Annotated in this window: 16 protein-coding genes; 8 read left to right on the top strand and 8 right to left on the bottom strand. The window is 64.3% G+C overall.

The window, feature by feature from the left end; genetic code table 11:
* Positions 1-327, bottom strand: a 327-nt coding sequence (locus I2E26_RS07915) for an arginine deiminase family protein (RefSeq protein ID WP_229056507.1), incomplete at its 3' end; no start/stop codon positions are given.
* Positions 328-880: 553 nt separating this feature from the next.
* On the opposite strand from I2E26_RS07915, the gene ppk1 reads away from it, so the two are divergent.
* The 6 genes from ppk1 (at position 881) to I2E26_RS07885 (ending at position 8,906) form a co-directional block, all read left to right on the top strand.
* A complete protein-coding gene (gene ppk1, locus I2E26_RS07910; protein ID WP_229056506.1) occupies positions 881-3,454 on the top strand; it encodes a polyphosphate kinase 1 in 2,574 nt (857 codons plus the stop codon).
* Positions 3,455-3,571: 117 nt separating this feature from the next.
* Positions 3,572-4,900 carry a 23S rRNA (uracil(1939)-C(5))-methyltransferase RlmD gene (gene rlmD / locus I2E26_RS07905; protein ID WP_195420297.1) on the top strand — a complete coding sequence of 443 codons (1,329 nt, stop codon included), beginning with the start codon at positions 3,572-3,574 and terminating at the stop codon, positions 4,898-4,900.
* Between the two features lie 106 nt (positions 4,901-5,006).
* Positions 5,007-5,552, top strand: coding sequence for a DJ-1 family glyoxalase III (locus I2E26_RS07900; protein WP_147588074.1), 546 nt, complete (start codon positions 5,007-5,009; stop codon positions 5,550-5,552).
* A 110-nt stretch (positions 5,553-5,662) separates the two neighbouring features.
* On the top strand, positions 5,663-6,217 hold the full coding sequence (locus tag I2E26_RS07895; RefSeq protein WP_147588073.1) for a nucleoside triphosphate pyrophosphatase: 555 nt from the start codon (positions 5,663-5,665) through the stop codon (positions 6,215-6,217).
* Positions 6,218-6,309: 92 nt separating this feature from the next.
* Positions 6,310-7,317, top strand: coding sequence for a P1 family peptidase (locus I2E26_RS07890; RefSeq protein ID WP_195420296.1), 1,008 nt, complete (start codon positions 6,310-6,312; stop codon positions 7,315-7,317).
* 80 nt (positions 7,318-7,397) lie between these two features.
* Positions 7,398-8,906: a basic amino acid/polyamine antiporter gene (locus I2E26_RS07885; RefSeq protein ID WP_195420295.1), complete on the top strand. Its 1,509-nt coding sequence runs from the start codon at positions 7,398-7,400 to the stop codon at positions 8,904-8,906.
* A gap of 186 nt (positions 8,907-9,092) precedes the next feature.
* On the opposite strand, the gene I2E26_RS07880 is transcribed toward I2E26_RS07885, so the two are convergent.
* Together I2E26_RS07880 and glf are read right to left on the bottom strand one after the other, a co-directional pair.
* Positions 9,093-10,157 (bottom strand): glycosyltransferase family 2 protein, encoded by a 1,065-nt coding sequence (locus I2E26_RS07880; protein ID WP_195420294.1) that lies wholly within the window; start codon positions 10,155-10,157, stop codon positions 9,093-9,095.
* Entirely contained in the window at positions 10,150-11,352 is a 1,203-nt protein-coding gene (gene glf, locus I2E26_RS07875; RefSeq protein ID WP_147588069.1) for a UDP-galactopyranose mutase, read from the bottom strand. The genes I2E26_RS07880 and glf overlap by 8 nt, the downstream gene beginning before the upstream one ends.
* A gap of 255 nt (positions 11,353-11,607) precedes the next feature.
* Here glf and pta point away from each other — a divergent pair, with 255 nt between their 5' ends.
* Both pta and I2E26_RS07865 read left to right on the top strand, forming a co-directional pair.
* Positions 11,608-12,588, top strand: a complete 981-nt coding sequence (gene pta / locus I2E26_RS07870; protein ID WP_147588068.1) for a phosphate acetyltransferase — start codon at positions 11,608-11,610, stop codon at positions 12,586-12,588.
* A 367-nt stretch (positions 12,589-12,955) separates the two neighbouring features.
* Positions 12,956-13,438 carry a universal stress protein gene (locus I2E26_RS07865; RefSeq protein ID WP_195420293.1) on the top strand — a complete coding sequence of 161 codons (483 nt, stop codon included), beginning with the start codon at positions 12,956-12,958 and terminating at the stop codon, positions 13,436-13,438.
* A 148-nt stretch (positions 13,439-13,586) separates the two neighbouring features.
* Here the strand turns inward: I2E26_RS07865 and I2E26_RS07860 are convergent, their stop codons facing one another.
* The 5 genes from I2E26_RS07860 to I2E26_RS07840 form a co-directional block, all read right to left on the bottom strand.
* The gene (locus tag I2E26_RS07860) at positions 13,587-14,753 is read right to left on the bottom strand and encodes an acetate/propionate family kinase (protein ID WP_147588066.1); all 1,167 of its coding nucleotides are present in this window, start codon (positions 14,751-14,753) and stop codon (positions 13,587-13,589) included.
* Between the two features lie 210 nt (positions 14,754-14,963).
* The gene (locus I2E26_RS07855; protein ID WP_195420292.1) at positions 14,964-15,299 is read right to left on the bottom strand and encodes an HIT domain-containing protein; all 336 of its coding nucleotides are present in this window, start codon (positions 15,297-15,299) and stop codon (positions 14,964-14,966) included.
* 92 nt (positions 15,300-15,391) lie between these two features.
* Positions 15,392-15,661, bottom strand: coding sequence for an exodeoxyribonuclease VII small subunit (gene xseB / locus I2E26_RS07850; protein WP_195420291.1), 270 nt, complete (start codon positions 15,659-15,661; stop codon positions 15,392-15,394).
* Between the two features lie 2 nt (positions 15,662-15,663).
* Positions 15,664-17,124 carry an exodeoxyribonuclease VII large subunit gene (xseA, locus tag I2E26_RS07845; RefSeq protein WP_370551473.1) on the bottom strand — a complete coding sequence of 487 codons (1,461 nt, stop codon included), beginning with the start codon at positions 17,122-17,124 and terminating at the stop codon, positions 15,664-15,666.
* Positions 17,125-17,226: 102 nt separating this feature from the next.
* Positions 17,227-17,925 (bottom strand): zinc metallopeptidase, encoded by a 699-nt coding sequence (locus I2E26_RS07840; protein ID WP_147588062.1) that lies wholly within the window; start codon positions 17,923-17,925, stop codon positions 17,227-17,229.
* Positions 17,926-17,946: the final 21 nt, after the last annotated feature.

The raw sequence follows: 17,946 nt of genomic DNA, 5'->3' as shown, positions 1-17,946 counted from the left end.
CTTCTCGCGGACGACCTTGGGCATCTCCTTGCCCTTGATGCCGGCCTCGGCGATGTACTGATCCAGGAACTCCTGGCGTGCATCGGGGTTCAGGTCGAAGACCTCGGCAACGAGCTTCTCGAGATAGAGAACCTCGACACCCTGATCGCGCAGGATCTGAGCAAAGGTGTCATGCTCCTCCTGAGCGACCTCGAGGAACGGAACGTCGTCGAACAGCAGACGCTCGAGCTCGAACGGCGGCAGATTCAGGAGCTCCTCACCGGGGCGATGCAGGCAAACCTTCTTCAGCTGGCCAATTTCGCTCGGTACGTGCAGACCTTTCGTCATGTGCCTCCTACCTTTCTTCCGAGGGTCCCGCGGTTTCGAGGACCCTTGATTCACGTGTGGACCCGGCTCGCCGGGCCTCCTTACGGACAACTATGGTTATATCCAATTTCGAGCGACTTGTCACCCAGAACCGTAAGCGGTATCAAAGTGGATGGGAACGGTATATTTCCGACGTATTGCGAGTTGAGCACTCCCGCTTATTAAAGCGTTTTACGTGCGGAAATCATGAAGTTGCCGCTCAGGATGTTAGAGATCCTTTACAGAACAGCCGTATAGATATGGATAGGTTTTGGCGTTCGTTGCATATATTTGCAATACGCGCACCCTCTTGAAACATCGATATATATTCATTAGGTAGCTTATTTTATGCACTCATATGGCAAAATGCACCGTTTACGGGCCATGAGGTACCGTTCGGATGAAATATCGCGCCGCTTGCGATTCGTAAGGGATTGATAAAGCTTTCGATCCCTCGACTCTTCAGCGGTTTTCTAGCAATTATATATAGTGTTGGATAATTCAGTCTCATTTCCAGCGCGAAGGAGCATGCCGCATGTCACCAAAAAACGGAAAGAAGTCTAACAAGGTGATGAAATCGTCGTCGGCCTGCGATCGCCACGATTATTCCTATACGCAAAATCGCGAGCTCTCCTGGCTGAAGTTCGACAACCGCGTCCTCGACGAGGCCTTCGACCCCGCGGTCCCGCTCTTCGAACGCCTGAAGTTCGTCTCGATCTTCTGCAGCAACCTCGACGAGTTCTTCATGGTCCGCGTGGGCGGCCTATCCGACCTCGCCACGCTCAAGCGCCAGCCCGTCGACAACAAGAGCAACCTCACGCCGGCCGAGCAGATCGCGCGCATCTCGTCGGCGCTGCCGCCGCTGCTCCAACGTGCCGGCACGGCGTTCAACGACCTCGAGGCCCAGCTGTCCGAACACGGCGTCACCCGGCTTGACGCCTCCACGCTGTCGGGCGAGGACCGCGCCTTCGTAGAGGGCTATTTCCACGCCTATGTATCCCCTATCATCTCCCCGCTCGTCATAGATCCGCGCCACCCGTTCCCCAACCTGCGCAACGAGGCGCTCTACCTCGTGTGCTCGCTCGAGGGCGCGAACGAATCCGGGCTGGTGGGCCTCATCGAGGTTCCCGCTTCCCTGCCGCGCGTGGTGAGCCTGCCCTCCGTGGACGGCTCATACCGCTACATCCTGCTCGAAGATATGATCCTCGCGTGCATGAACACCTGCTTCGGCATGTACGAGCCGCAGGACCGCGCCGTCATCCGCGTCATCCGCAACGCCGACATCGACCCCGACGGCGAGGGCGTCGAGGAGGACGAGGACTACCGCCAGCATATGAAGCGCATCCTCAAGAAGCGCCTTCGCCTCCAGCCGGTCTGCCTCACGGTCCGCGGCGAGCTCGAGCGCCCCACGCTCAAGCTCATCCGCACGGCGCTCGAGCTCCCGTCGTACGCGGTCTACCCGCTCGACTTCCCCCTCGACCCCGGGTTCGTATTCGGTATCGAGGGCCACATTCCCGAGTCCGAGCGCGCCGACCTGCTCTTCAAGCCCTTCACGCCCCAGCCCGATCCGGCCATCGACCCCGATCGCGCCCTGCGCGACCAGGTCCTCGAGGGCGACAAGCTGCTGTTCTACCCCTATGAATCCATGAACCCCCTGCTCGACCTCGTGCACCAGGCCGCCAACGACGAGGAATGCATCTCCATCCGCATCACCCTCTACCGCGTAGCCAAGCAGTCGCGCCTGTGCGAGTCGCTCATCTCCGCCGCCGAGAACGGCAAGGAGGTCACGGTGCTCATGGAGCTTCGCGCGCGGTTCGACGAAGCCAACAACATCGCCTGGGCCGAGCGCCTCGAGGAGGCCGGCTGCACCGTCATCTACGGATCCGAGGGCTTTAAATGCCACTCCAAGATCTGCCAGATCACCTACCGCACCGGGATGGCCATCGAGCGCATCACGCTGCTGGGAACCGGCAACTTCAACGAGAAGACGGCGCGCCTGTATTCGGACTTCATGCTCATGACCGCCCATCCCGGCATCGGCGAGGACGCCAACGCGTTCTTCCAGAACCTCGCCCTGGGCAACCTCAACGGCGACTACCGTTTCCTGGGCGTGGCGCCCGCCGGGCTCAAGCCCCTCATCATGACGGGACTCAACCGCGAGATCGAGCGCGCCCGCGCCGGCGAACCGGCCCGCGTGTTCTTCAAGCTCAACTCCCTCACCGATCGCGAGGTCATCGACAAGATCTCGGAGGCGAGCCAGGCGGGCGTGCGCGTCGAGATGATCATCCGCGGCATCTCGTGCCTGCTGCCCGGTATCGAGGGCAAGACCGAGAACGTCCATATCCGCTCCATCGTGGGTCGCTTCCTCGAACATGCGCGCGTCTACGCGTTCGGCGAGCACGCCGACACCATCTACCTGTCGTCGGCCGACATGATGACGCGCAACACCGAGCATCGCGTCGAGATCGCCTACCCGCTGCTGGACGAGCGCGTCCGCGCCGCCGTGCGCGGCTACATGGCCGCCCAGCTCGCAGACAACGTCAAGGCGCGCGAGCTCACCCCCGACGGCGCCTGGGCGCACATCTCGGCCGCCCAGGGGGAAGAGCCGTTCAACTCCCAGGAGTACCTGCTCGCCGAGGCCTACCGCGACGCCGCGGCCGTTGCCCATAAACCCGCCGGCCCGCGCGCCGCGCACACCGGCGCCGACGCCGTGTTCAACGCGGCCGCCGCGACGGCCGTCGCCCCGCAGCCCGCGGCGAAGCCCGCCGCCTCCCCCGTCCCTTCCGCCGCAACCCCGGCAGCCGCAGCGGCACCTTCCACCACGGCTCCCGCGCCCGCTCCGTCGCCGGCATCCGCACCCGCCACGGCCCCCGCGCCCGCTCCGTCGCCGGCATCCGCACCCGTTCCGGCACCATCAGACGAAGCCGCTCCAGACGCCCAACCGGTCGTGCCCCGCATCATCGAGCGCGAGCCCGCGCACGACCCGAAGGCGCGCCGCGGCGATGCCCCCGGAACCGTGCTGGCGCTTCCGCGCCAGGGACGCGTCAAAACCGCCCTCGCGCTGTTCTCCCTCGGCATCAAGACGCTCATCGCCCCCAAGAAGCGCTAGCCCCGCTTGCGTTCTCTTTACGAGCATCGATACCTCCGCAACGCCCGCCCGCACATGGGGGCGGGCGTTGCGCTATGCTGCTGTAATCGAACCATCAACCTTTGAAAAGGACGCCCCATGCAGCTCACCATCACGGCCATGACCTACGGACCCGACGGCCTCGCCCGCAAGGAAGACGGCAAGGCGGTCTTCGTCTCCGGGGGCATAACCGGCGATGTTGTCGAGGCCCGTATCGTTGAGGAGGGGGCTTCGTTCGCGCGGGCAATCTGCGACGAGGTGCTTGAGCCCTCGCCCTCCCGCACGGAATCCGCCTGCCCGTATGCCGGCGTCTGCGGCGGCTGCCCTTGGGCAGCCATGAGGCGCGACGCGCAGCTCGCCGCCAAAGAAGACAACCTTCGCTCCACGCTCTCGCGCATCGGCCGCTTCACCCCCGAAGAGGTCGACGAGCTCGTGAAGCCCATTCGACACGCCAAGGATGCATGGGGCTACCGCAATAAGGTCGAGCTCGCACCCGTGCACCGCAACGGCAAGTTCTTCCTCGGCATGCACGGCCGCAATCCCGACGACGTGATTCGGGTAGACGCATGCCCCCTGTTCGACAAGAAGTTCCCCAAAGCCCTCAAGGGTGTCGCGGGCGCCCTCGGCTATCTTGGCAACTCGCGCGACCTCGAGCTCGAGCGCGTCGGCATCCGCGCATCGCGCCGCACGAAGGCGCTCGAAGTCGCGCTCTGGACGCCCACGGGCGGCTTCCCGCGCGGTCAGGTATCGCGCGTTCTGGCCGATTCGCTCAACCCCACCAGCGTGGTACGCGTGATGTCCAAGGGAGACCGCCGCGCGCGCAAGATCGCCGGCGTCGAATCCCTGCTGGGCGAGGGCTCGTGGACGGAGCGGATCGGACGCGAGGAGATACGCCTGTCCGCGCCGTCGTTCTTCCAGGTGAACACCGCCGCCGCCGAAATCCTGATCGAGCTCGTCCTCGAAGCCCTGCAGCCGCAGGAGCACGAGGTAGCCATCGACCTGTACTGCGGAGCCGGCACCTTCACCCTGCCGCTCGCCCGCCGCTGCGAATACGTCGCCGCCGTCGAGGCCTACGGTCCCGCCGTACGCGACCTGCGCCGCAACCTCGAGATCGCGCACCTCGACAACGTCGACGTGATCGGCGGCGACGCCGTCCGCGAATTCCCGGACGAGGACGCCGACGTGCTCGTGGTCGATCCGCCGCGCGCGGGCCTCGCCGCCGAGGCGATCGACCTCATCGCCTCCACCTCCGCACGCGATGTGGCCTACGTTTCCTGCGACCCCGCCACCCTCGCGCGCGACCTGCGCCGCTTTGCAGACGAAGGCACCTTCGTCCCCGTAAGCGCCACGCCGGTCGACCTGTTCCCGCAGACATATCATTGCGAGACCGTCGTCCACCTTACGCGCTCCGCTTCGCACCGCGCTTAAGCCCGCGCCGCGCGAACAGAAAAAATCATCGAGAAACGCCCGCGGCACCCAGGAGTTTTGGGTATAACGCAGCTGATTCTCAAGAGCCCCGTACGAAAGGAGCGCCATGTCCGCCGTCGCCATCCTTGCCGCCGATGGATTTGAAACCATCGAATGCCTCACCATCCTGGATATCCTGCGCCGAGGAGGCGTGCGCGCCACCCTCGTCTCCATCATGGATACGCGCGACGTGGTGAGCGCCCAGCAGGTAAGCGTCACCTGCGACGAGGTCTTCGATGACGTCGACTTCTCCGAGTACGACTACGTGGTGCTCCCCGGCGGCATGCCCGGCACGACCCATCTGCGACGCGATGAGCGCGTCTGCGAGCTGGTGCGCGAGTTCGCCGCCGGCAAGCATGTCGCCGCCATCTGCGCCGCCCCGTCCATCCTGGCCGAACTCGGCCTGCTCGAGGGCCATCGCGCCACGTGCTTCCCCGGATTCGACGTCGATTTCCCCGCAGGCTCCTTCGCTGGCGAGAAGATGGTCGTCCGCGACGGCAACATCATCACCGCAAGCGCCATGGGGCAGGCACTTCCCTTCGCGCTCGCGGTGCTCGAGGATATCGCCGGCGACGTCGCCGTCCAGAAGGTCCGCGAGGGTATCCAGCTCTAATCCGCTCGCCCGCTCGCCCCGCTCGGTCGCATGCCGAACGGGGCGTTTTGCCCTCTATGCAATGAAGACAGCGCGGTGCGGTGGCGCAGCGCGCAGGTAAGGAGACGCCCATGATCTTGGCATCCCAATCGCCCCGCCGCATCGAGCTCATGAGCGAGGCCGGGCTGGATGCGCGCATCATCCCCGCCGATATCGACGAGTCCGCGCGCGCCGGCGAGGGCCCGTTCGAGCTCGTCGAGCGCCTGGCGAAAGCAAAGGCCGCAGCCGTGGCGCGAACACATGCCAAACCCGGCGAAATCGTGATCGCCGCCGATACCATCGTGGCCCTTGATGGCGAGCTGCTGGGCAAACCCGCCGACGCCGATGACGCCCGCCGCATGCTGCGCGCCCTGTCCGGAGCGACGCACCAGGTGGCGACGGGCGTCGCCCTGCTGCGCGACGACACGGCCGCCTCGTTCGTCGATGTGACCGACGTCACCTTCTACGACCTTTCCGACGACGCGATCGACGCGTACATCGCCAGCGGTGAGCCCATGGACAAGGCGGGCGCCTACGGTATCCAGGGTGCGGGCGGACGCATGTTGGTTCGAAAGATCGACGGCGATTTCTACAACGTGGTGGGGTTGCCCATCGCCCGCGTCGCCCGAGCCCTGCAGGAGCTCTAGCAACCGAATACGGTGACATCCCGCACCTAAACACCCTCGGCCCGTCCGCCTTCATCGTGCAGTGACGGGCATCCCCACGCAAGGAGAGCGCCATGGCCCTTACCCCTATTTCCATTACGAGTATCCCGGGCTTCTCGTTCGGCCACTACACCGATCTGGATGCCGCCACGGGCTGCACCGCAATCGTAGCCCGCGAGGGCGCGACGGGCGGCGTCGACGTACGCGGCGCCGCACCCGCGAGCCGCGAGACCGATCTCCTGCGCCCTGAGAATACGGTCGAGCAGGTGCATGCCGTGATCTTGTCCGGCGGATCCGCATACGGCCTGGAAGCGGCGAGCGGCGCCGCACGCGAACTGGAAGAGCACGGCATCGGCCTCGATGTGGGCGTCGGCCGCGTGCCCATCGTATGCTCCAGCTGCCTGTTCGACCTTGGCCTTGGACGCTCCGACGTCCGTCCGTCCAGCGAATCCGGCATCCTCGCCGTACGCGACGCGCTCTCCCTCAGCGCGTCCGACCCCCTCGCCGAAGGGTCCGTGGGCGCGGGCACGGGCGCCACGGTAGGCAAGCTCGCCGGCCCCGAACGCTCCATGAAAGCAGGCCTCGGAGCCCGCGCGTTCCAGCTTGGCGAGCTCCAGATGGGCGCTGTAAGCGCTGTGAACGCCGTAGGCAACGTCGTGGACCCCGCCACGCTCGCGCCGATCGCGGGCATGCGCGCCGCAAGCGACAGCATGGAGGTCCTCGACATGGAGGAGGCCATGATCTCCATGGCCTCGCAGATGACGATGCCGCTCGACCGCACGAACACCACCATCTCGTGCATCGTCACCAACGCCGCGCTCAGCAAGGCGCAGGCAACCAAGATAGCCCAGATGGCGGCTGACGCGTATGCGCACACCATTCGCCCCACCCACACCTCCAACGACGGCGACACCATCTACGTGCTCGCGAGCGGCGCGCTCGATGCAGCGTCAAGCGCTGCATACCCCATCGACCTGATGGGGCTCGTCGCCACGCGCGCACTCGAAGCCGCCATCTGCGCGGGCTGCACGACCGCAGAGGGGCTTTTCGGCCTTCCCTCGTATCAAGACACCGTTGCATAGCGCTATCCTTATTGCTGCATAAACGTCCCGACGCCCCTTGGCTCGTCGGGTCATCCGCTGCAACCAAAGGAACGCACGACATGTCTCACGTCCCCGACCGCCCCGATACCGCCCCGGAAACCCCGCGTAAGAAGGGCATCAACCTCCTTGGGCTCATCGCCCTCGTTATCAGCTCGTCGATCGGTTCGGGCGTCTTCGCACTCTCCACCGATATCTCGGCTGCAGCGGCGCCCGGACCAGCCATCATCGCATGGCTCATCACGGGCGTCGGCTTCATGGGGCTTGCCACCACACTCGGACGCCTCTCCATCGTCGCCCCCGACCTCGATGGCGTCGTGGCCTACGCGCGCGCCGGCTTCGGGCGCTTCATCGGCTTCGTATCGGGCTGGGGCTACTGGCTGTCCATCTGGATCGGAAACGTCGCGTTCGGCGTCATGTTAGTCAGCGCCATCGGCTACTTCTACCCTCCGTTCGCCGGACAGCTCGGCATACCGGGCATCGCGCTCATCTCCGTGGTCAACTGGCTTATGGTCTTGCTGGTCAACCGCGGCGTCGAGGAGGCCAGCGTGCTCAACGCCATCGTCATGGTGTGCAAGCTCGTGCCCATCTTCGCATTCATCGCGGCGATGCTGTTCGTCTTCAGCTTCGACGTGTTCACGGCAGATTTTTGGGGGAACCTCGCCAACAACATGTATGGCGAGTCGGTTGCGACCATCGACGGCACCGCGATCGGGGCGCCCGGACCGCTTTCCACCCAGATCGTCAACTGCTTCATGGTCATGATGTGGACCTTCGTGGGCATGGAGGGCGCGAGCGTCCTGGGGCACCGCGCCGAACGCAAATCCGATGTCAGCCGTGCCACCATACTCGGCTGCACCGCGCTCGTCATCATCTACGTTGCCGCCTCCATCCTTCCATACGGCTATCTCACCCGTGAAGAGCTCATGACCATCGGGGCGCCCTCGATGCCCTACATCTTCGAAAGCGTGGTGGGGCCGTGGGGCGGCGCCTTCATCTCGGGCGGCCTCATCGTCTCGATCCTGGGCGCATGGCTCAGCTTCACCATCCTGTCCGCCGAGGCCATGTGCGGCATGGCGCAGATGAAGCTCCTCCCCGGGTTCTTCTCGCACCTCAACACGTACAGCGCGCCGACCGCCTGTCTGTTTACCACGGGAGCCATGATCCAGATACTCTCGATCATCATGTTGTTCTCGCAGGAGGCGTATCAGTTCGCGTACTCGCTCTGCACGGCCTCGATCGCCATCAGCTGGACGCTCGCCGCCGCCTACATGGTCAAGCTGGGCTGGACGAAAGCGAGCCGGGAACGGCGCGGCATCACCGTTCCCGACCTTCTCGTAGCCCTCTTCACCTGCATCTTCCTTGTGGTGGCCGTAGTGGTGGCCGGAGTCGAGCTCCTCATGCTCTGCTGCATCGCCTATGTCCCGGGCATAGCGTTCTACATCATGTCCAGCCGCGAGCAGAAGGAGCGCGCATTCAGCAAGCCCGAACTGCTTGCAGCCGTGGGCATACTCGTCGTAGCGATCGTGATGATCGTCGGCATCTTCGGGCATTTCACATCGCTGCCCTAAGGCACGCCAAACTGCCGTCGCGAGCTGAACGGGCGCATCAGTCGGTACACGCCGGCGCGATGAGTCGGCATCCCGGCGGCGGACCCGCGCGCCTGCGCGCCCCTATCAAAAATGGCGCCGCGACCCCAAACGGGTCGCGGCGCCTTCATTTCCCTACAGGAATTCGACGAATCGAAGCAAGCGGACCTAGTTGAACTTGAAGATCTTTCCAGCCAGGTGATACAAGCCGATCGTCGTCTTCTCGCCCAGCTGCGAGGGCAGGTTGGTTCCGATGCCGATCACGCCGTAGCGGGCATGGCGGTACATCCGCTCATCGTAGGCCTTGAGCTCGGCCCACAGGTCCTCGAGGTTCTTAGGAGCTTCCGGATCATCGGAGAGCTTCGAGAACACCGAGCAGATAGCCATCATCATGGTGAAGTAGCCCATCATGTAGGTACGGAGGCGCGACTGGGCCACATCCTCGTACAGGCGGAAGGAATTCATCATGATGCGCGTGATGCGGAACTGCTGGTCCAAGCGCTTCACCATCGTGGCCTCGTTCACGCTCTGGCCCTCGCGGCCAATGAAGTAGCGATAGAGGTCGATATCTGCGTAATACATGGTCTTGCAGCGCGGCAGGGGTACGTACGCGTAGATGTTATCCACGTAGAACGTATGCGCCGGCATGGGCAGGTGAGCCTCCAGCAGCACGTCGCGACGGTAGCACAGGCTATGCATGAGCAGGTTCTGGCTCGGAAGGAAGCGACCGATCTCGTCCCAGCCAAACACGCGCTTGCGCGGCAGGGCGGAACGGTAGTTGATCGCCGTACGCGTGCCCTCGTAGACCTTCTCGTACACATAGTTCGAGATGAACAGGTCGACGCGCATGTCGCGCTCCTCGAAGCCGCGCAGGATCGAGAGCATGGTGGCGAGGGCATCCGCATCGAGCCAGTCGTCGGAGTCGACCACCTTGTAATACGTGCCGGTGGCGGCATCGAGGCCCGCCAGCACCGCCATACCATGACCGCCGTTTTCCTGATGGATGGCGCGCACGATACCGGGATAGCGCGCCTCCCAGTCGTCGGCCTTCTGGGGGGTCTCGTCATGCGAGCCGTCGTCCACGATGATGATCTCGATATCGGAAGCGTAATCGCTTCCCTCGAGAATCGACGTGACGCACCGATCGATGTCGGCGGCGGCGTTATAGCTTGGGATGCCGAAGCTCACGACCTTGTGAGCCCCGGCCGAACAAGTGGAGGTGTCGTTATGCATGGCAGGAAATGATCTCGTCGGAAAGCTCGAGGGCGGAATAGGTCACGGCATCCATATCGTAGTAGCGATACTCGGCGAGGCGGCCGACGGGGTGGAAGTTGGTCACGCTGGCAACGCGCTCGAGGTAGCGCTCGTACAGTTTGCGGTTATCGGGATCGATGATCGCGTAGTATGGCGTCTGACCGCTGTTGGGCACGTAGGCGTGGCTGTACTCCTTCATGATGGTCGTCTTGCCGGGAAGCACCTGACCGGTCATGTTCTTGAACTCGGTGATGCGGGTGTAATCCTCGCTCACCGTGTAGTTGACGGTGCCCACGGGCTGGAACTGGTCCATATCCAGGGTCTCGAACTTCATGTCGAGCGAGCGGTACGGCAGATCGCCCATATCCAGGTTGAACAGCTCGTCGAGCGGACCGGTGTACACGACCTCGCCGCCATAGACCTCGCCGTTCACCAGGACGCGGCCGTCGTCGATGGTCAGCAGGTCGCGGGCGTCCACGTTGCAGAAGACATCGATGAGGTCGTGCTCGAGCATGTTCTCGAACAGGGCGGTGTAGCCCTCCTTGGGCATACCCTGGAAGGGGGCCTGCGGGAAGTAGCGGTCGTCATCGCCGACGAAGACGGGAACACGGCCGGTCACGGACGGGTCGATCTGGTCGGGGGTCTGGCCCCACTGCTTCATCGTGTAGTGCAGGAAGACGTTCTCGTACACATAATCCGCGACCTCCTGCAGGTCCGGGTCGTTCTTCTCGCGCAGCTCCATGATGGGCACCTTCTTGTTCTCGCCGAAGGTATCCACGAGCTTGCGATAGAGCTCCTCGCCGCGCTCCTCGCCGAAGGCGAGCAGCAGGCTCTGGTGGTTGAAGGGCACGGGCATGAGGGTGCCGTGAACGTTGGCCAGCACCTTGTGCTGGTAGTCCGTCCACTCGGTGAAACGCGAGAGGAACTCGTGCACGCGCTCGTTGAAGGTATGGTAGATGTGCGGGCCGTACATGTGAACAAGAACACCGGCCTCATCGTAGTAATCGTAGGCGTTGCCCGCGATATGCTCGCGACGCTCCAGCACGGCCACGCGGAAACCAACGGTCTCGGCGAGGCGGCGAGCGCACACGGCGCCCGCATAGCCGGCGCCTACGACGATCATGTCGTAATCGTGCGGGTTAAAACCAGTCGGAAGACCAGAAGCGATCTGCATCGATACTCCTTGAACAGGCCGGCCGGATACACCAGCGGGCACTTTGGTAGATGATGGGCACAGTCGTGCCTATTGTCACAGCGATTATAGCGCTCAGCGCCGTATAATAAGCAATGTCACACAAGAAAGCTCAACATGCCCAAGCTCGATGTAAGGAATCACGGCCGCATGCGCCAGCAAACCAGCTGGTTAGAAGCCCGGCCGCCATACCGCGCGTCAACTGGACACGGGAGCGACGAGAGTCCAAGGAGAATCATGAGCGACTTCCTTACCCGTATGAAAGATGCTGCCAAGGCCAACAAGAAGACCATCGTCTTGCCCGAGGGCGAGGACCCGCGCACCATCGAGGCCGCCAAGAAGATCGTGGCCGAGGACCTGGCCAACCTGGTCATCCTGGGCAACCCGGACGAGATCGACGTCCCCGGCGCCACCGTCATCGACCCTCGAAATGCCGAGAAGCACGAGGAGTACGCGCAGAAGTTCGCCGAGCTCCGCGCCAAGAAGGGCGTGACCATCGAGCAGGCCCGCGCCCAGGTCATGGACGCCACCTACTTCGGCACCATGATGGTCAAGATGGGCGACGCCGACGGCCTGGTGTCCGGCGCCTGCCATTCCACCGCCGACACCCTGCGTCCGGCGCTGCAGATCCTGAAGACCGCCCCCGGCACCAGGCTGGTCTCGGCCTTCATGATCATGTGCACCAAGACGCCCGAGTTCGGCGCCGACGGCACCCTGGTCTTCGCCGACTGCGGCCTGAACATCGCCCCCACCTCCGACGAGCTCTCCGAGATCGCCATCGCCTCGGCCAACTCCTTCAAGACCTTCATGGGCGACATCGAGCCCAAGGTCGCCATGCTCTCCTACTCCACCATGGGCTCCGCCGGCGGCGACACCGCCAAGAAGGTCCAGGAGGCCACCGCGTTCGCCAAGGAGAAGGCACCCGAGCTCGCCATCGACGGCGACCTGCAGCTCGATGCCGCCATCGTTCCGTCCGTCGCCGAGCTGAAGGCACCCGAGTCCAAGGTCGCCGGCCACGCCAACGTCCTGGTCTTCCCCAACCTCGAGACCGGCAACATCGGCTACAAGCTGGTCCAGCGCTTCGGCGGCGCCGAGGCCTACGGCCCCATCCTGCAGGGCATCGCCAAGCCGGTGAACGACCTGTCCCGCGGCTGCTCCGCCGACGACATCGTGGGCGTCGTCGCCATCACCGCCGTCCAGGCCCAGATGGCCGAGTAGCGATCCGACCGCACCTCACACGGACCGCCCCCGAGCGGCTGCTCGCTTTGCAGGCACGGTGGGGCGCCCGTCCACTCGCGTAACCTAGCGCGCTCCAGCCCGGCTTCGGCACGTCCGAAGCCGGGCTTTTCCTATAGAGCCCCGCCGCGCGGGAAAACACCGCGGTAGCGCCCGCTCTCATTTCACAGACGCTTGCAGCCCTCATGCGGCATCGACCACATACGCCGACGCGAATCGAGGCGTTCCGCCACATCCCCAAAACGCGTGATGCCGAACAACGTGCCCTGATACGACGGGGCGAGCGCGGGTACAACAGTCGTTAAGGAGCATGGTTGCATTCCGCATCCTTCACGAGAAAGGGGTTCTCATGCTGTACAAAAACGTCCTGGTTCCCTTTGACGATTCCGATCATGCGCGCTCCGCGCTGCATACGGCCATCGACCTGGTGGGCGATGACGCAGCCGCCTGCATCCACGTCGTCATGGTCGTCTCGAGCGATATCATGCCGCCCTCCATGCTCGCAGCGCCCTCCGTTATCAGCGATACCTTCATGGACTATCAGAATTACGAAGCCATGCTGGCAGCCATGACCGAGCGCTCCAATAAGGAGCTCCACGACAACGTTCACGCGATCCTCGGGCAGGACGCCAACCATCTTGCCGCACGGCTCGTCGTGGAGGCCCGGCTCTCCCCCTCCCCCGTCGACGGCATCTCCGCCTACGCATCGGAGCACGGCTGCGACCTCATCGTCATGGGCCGTCGCGGCCTGGGCGCGCTGCGCGGCATGCTGGGCAGCGTGAGCTACGGCGTGCTGCGCACCGCCGAGATTCCCGTGTTCACCGTCAAATAGCGCGCCCGCGCATACCGGTGCGCGAACAACCCACCGATATGCACCGAGCCGAGCTGCTTACGACAGCCGCATCGTCGCCCTACATGAAAGCAACCCCTCTCGAGACATGCTCGAAAGGGGTTGCTTCGGTTTCCCTGATGAGTTGGGACTAGCCCAGCAGCGCCTCGACGTCGAGGGCGATCATAAGCTCCTCGTTGGTGGGAACAACCAGGACGCGCACCTTGGACTCCGGCGTGGAGATGACGCGCGGCTCGTCGGAGCGGATCTTGTTGAGCTCGGGGTCGATCTCGACGCCAAGCCAACCCAGGCGCTCGGAAACGCCGGCGCGCAGGTCGACGGAGTTCTCACCGATACCCGCGGTGAAGACCATGGTATCGAAGCCCTGCATGGAAGCGGCCATCTCGCTGATGAGCTGCGAGGCGCGATAGCAGAACATCTCGATCGCCATGGCGCAGTGCTCGTCGCCGTTGGCGGCGCCGGCGCACACGTCGCGGGAGTCGGAGGACACCTCGGAGACGGCCAGCAGGCCTGACTTCTTGTTCATCATGGTATCGATATCATCGATGCTCATGTTGGCCACGCGGTTGAGGTAGAAGACGGTGGCGGGGTCGACGGTGCCGCAGCGGGTGCCCATGATGAGGCCGTCGAGCGGGGTGAGGCCCATGGTCGTATCCATGCATTTGCCATCCTCGATGGCGCAGAGGGATGCACCGGAGCCCAGGTGGCAGCTCACGACCTTGTGAGCCTCGCCGCCCAGGAACTCGTTGACGGAGCGCCAGATGAAACGATGGCTGGTGCCGTGGGCGCCGTACTTGCGCACATGGTACTGGGCAGCGACGTCGCGCGGGATGGCGTAGCGCCACGCGCGCTCGGGCATGTTGTAGTGGAACGCGGTGTCGGGCACGATGACGTTGCCCAGCTCGGGGAACATGTCGCGGCAGATCTCGATAACGTCGGCCTCGGCGTAGTTGTGCAGCGGGGCGAGCGGAGCCACCTCGCGCACCTGGGCCAGGGTCTCATCGGTGACCACGGCGGACTCGGGGAAGTACCAACCGCCCTGGACCACGCGATGGCCGATGCCCTCGACCGGGGCGTCGACGGTCTTCAGCAGCTCGAACACATGGGAGATAGCCGTCTTGTGATCGGGCAGGGCGACCTCGAGCTTGCCCTTGACGCCCATCTCCTCGTGGCCGATGAACGAGCCCTCGATGCCGATGCGCTCGCAGTTGCCCTTGGCGAACACCTCGCCGGACTTCGTGTTGAGCAGCTGGTACTTCAGGCTCGAGCTACCGGCATTGATAACCAGAACGTTCATGTATCTCCTATCTTCAATAAAACGAATCGGGGCCGTTGCAGCCCGTCTTTCATCATACGATATGAATCAGGCCGTACGCCCGTCTTTCCACAAACGGACGCATACGGCCTGCCATCATCATCGTATACGGAAAAACACCTGCTAGAAGCCCTGCTTATGGCGCCTCTCAGCGCGGCCTCGCAGCACCGGGACCCGTGGCCTCCACATGCGCTACACGAGGTTTTCGCCCAGCGGCTTTCCGCCCAGCACGTGCATATGGAAATGATGCACCGTCTGGCCTGCCGCCTCGCCGGTGTTGGCGATCACGCGGAAGCCCTCGTCGAGGCCCTTGATGCGCGCGACCTCCTGAATCGCATGCACCATGGCGGCAAGCGTCTCGGCGGGAACGCCGTCGACGATATGCGCGTGATGGGCCTTGGGGATCACCAGCGTATGCACCGGCGCCTGCGGATTGAGGTCGTCGAAGGCGATGGCGGCATCGTCCTCGTACACGACGGTCGCGGGAATCTCGCCCGCCGCGATCTTGCAGAAAATGCAATCGTCCATGATGGTCCTCTCCTCTCGCGCGCCCGTTGCGCGGACGCGAACGTGGCGATAAGCCCGTAAAACGCCTGCTGGCGCCCCGAGCTTCTAGCGAATTAGAATCTCAGCGCGTCCTCGTCGCTCGCTGCCTCGGCGGGAACCAGCGCGTCCGCGCCGTCGACATCGGCCATCAGCACGGATACCTTCTGCTCGGCGTCGGCCAGGCGCGTGCGAAGGCTCTTGAGCAGCTCCACGCCGCGGGTATAGCCCTCGAGCGACTCCTCCAGCTCGAGCTCGCCGGACTCGAGGCTACGGATGATGCCCTCGAGCTCGATGGACGCCTCCTTATACGAAAGCTCCTCGACCTTCTTCTTCTCTTCTGCCATGGTTAGTTCTCCGTTCTGTCCTCATTGGATTCTACCTGCGAAACCGTTCCGTACACCATGCCGTCGGCCATACGCACGCGCAGCGCGTCGCCCGGCGCGAACGCGCCAGCGCGCGTCGCCACGCCGCCCTCTCCGTAGGCGATGGAGTATCCGCGCGAAAGCACCTTGAGCGGCGAGAGCGCATCGAGCTTGCCCGCTTGCGCCGCCAGCTCGGACGCGGCTCGTCCGGTCATGGCCGCTCCGGCGTGCTCCAGCCGAGAAGCCGACAACGCCAGCTCATGGCGAAGCGGCGCCAGCCCGGACGTGCTTCCCTCGAACCGCGAGGCAAGCACATCGAGCCGCTCGCGCATCCGGTGCTGCATGCGGATCCCGGCCGCAACGAGGCGGTCCTGCGTCATGTCGAGATCCGCCCCGCGCTGCTCGAGCACGGCATCGGGGCGCGTGAGGCACGGGCGGGACGCGGCCGCATCGAGCGCCATGCGCAAACGGGCGAGATGCGCCCCGAGCGCACGGTCGGCACGACGGCTTGCCGTATCCAGGGCGGCGTTGCCGGCAAGGACCGTGGCATCCAGCGCACGGCACAGCCGATGCGACCGGGCCTCGAGCACATCGGCAAGCTCGGCCATCGAGGGCGCCACCGACTCGGCGGCCGCCGTGGGGGTCGAGCAGCGCCGGTCTCCCACCATGTCGCAAATCGAGTTATCCGGCTCGTGGCCTATGCCCGTGACGACGGGCACGGGGCACGCCGCCACCGCGCGCGCAAGCGCCTCGTCGTTAAAGGTCATCAGGTCCTCGAACGAGCCGCCGCCGCGAACCAGCAGGATGCAGTCGGGCGCGGGGTCGATGGAGGCTGCGCGCCGCAGGCCCTCGATCAGCTCCGCGGGAGCGCCCTCCCCCTGCACCTTCGAGCCGACGCATATCAGCTCGACGAGCGGGTTGCGACGACGCAGCGTGCGCTTGACGTCGTCGATAACCGCACCGGACAGCGAGGTCACCACGGCCACCCGCGAGCAAAACGCCGGAATGCGGCGCTTCCGGGCATCGTCCATGAGGCCCTCGCGCTGCAGCTTCGCAGCCAACTCCGCAACCTGCTGGCGCAAGAGCCCCTCGCCCGCGAGGGCGAACGAGCGCGCCACGAAGCTCATCTTGCCGACGGCCTTATACAGGTTGAACTGGCCGATAAGATGCACCTGCATGCCATCGCGCAGGTCGAACGTGCGCTTGGCATACGAGCCCTTCCAGATGATGCAGTCCATCGCGCATGAATCGTCTTTTATCTGGAAATAGCAATGGCCGCTCCGGGCGTTGGGCCCGCGAAACCCCGTGACCTCGCCCAAAACGGTGATCTGCGGGATCGCATCGAGCGCACCCGCGGCCATATCGACCGCTTGGGAAACCGATAGCGCACCGCGGTCGGCGTTCGATGGCGCCGAAGCGGTACCCGTGAGATTCCAACCGTTCACGCGCATCGCCTCCTTCCTTCTTAAGCAAAATGCGTGCCTGCAGCGTACCAGTATGGCACGACGCGCAGACACGCATTCGCAACATCGATGGCCCCGTCGCGCCTACTCGTCTTCGGAGCGCGTGCGACCAAGAATATACAGCAGCTGCAGCACCGAGGTGAGCGCGGCGGCAACGTAGGTAAGGGCCGCGGCCGTGAGCACCTGGCGCGCGCCTCGAACGTTCACCGCGCCCATACCGGACTGCTCGATATAGGCGACCGCGCGCCGGGAGGCGTTGATCTCCACCGGGAGGGTGACCAGATGGAAGATCACGGTGAACGAGAACAGCGCCACGGCGATGCTGGTAAGGCCGGACACGTTCATGAACACGCCCAGCAAGAACACGAGCATCCAGATGTTCTGGGTGAAGTTGACCACGGGGACCAGCGCATGGCGCACCTTCATCATGAAGTAACCCTGCTCGCGCTGGGCCGCGTGGCCGGCCTCGTGGCATGCCACCGCCACGCTGGCAACGGAACCTCCGCCGAGGTTATCGTGCGAGAGATACAGGTTGTTGTCGCGCGGGTCGTAGTGATCGGTGAGGTGGCCCGATACGCTGCGGATGCCCACGCGCTCGCAGCCGTTCGCGTCCAGCATGCGGCGCGCCACCTGCTCGCCGCTCTCGCCGCCGGAGGGCACGCGCGACCACTTCTTATAGGTGGAATTGATGTAAGCCTGGGTGAGCATACCCAGCACCAGCGAGATCAGCACCAGGGCAATATAGGCGGGATCGTAGCCGAAGCCGTAGTACGGATAGAACATGCGTGCATCTCCTTGCATATC

It is taken from the genome of Collinsella sp. D33t1_170424_A12 (genome assembly GCF_015554865.1).
In the GTDB taxonomy this organism is placed as follows: domain Bacteria; phylum Actinomycetota; class Coriobacteriia; order Coriobacteriales; family Coriobacteriaceae; genus Collinsella.
Note: the sequence above shows the minus strand (reverse complement) of the source record. Positions and strands in the feature narration are given on the sequence as shown.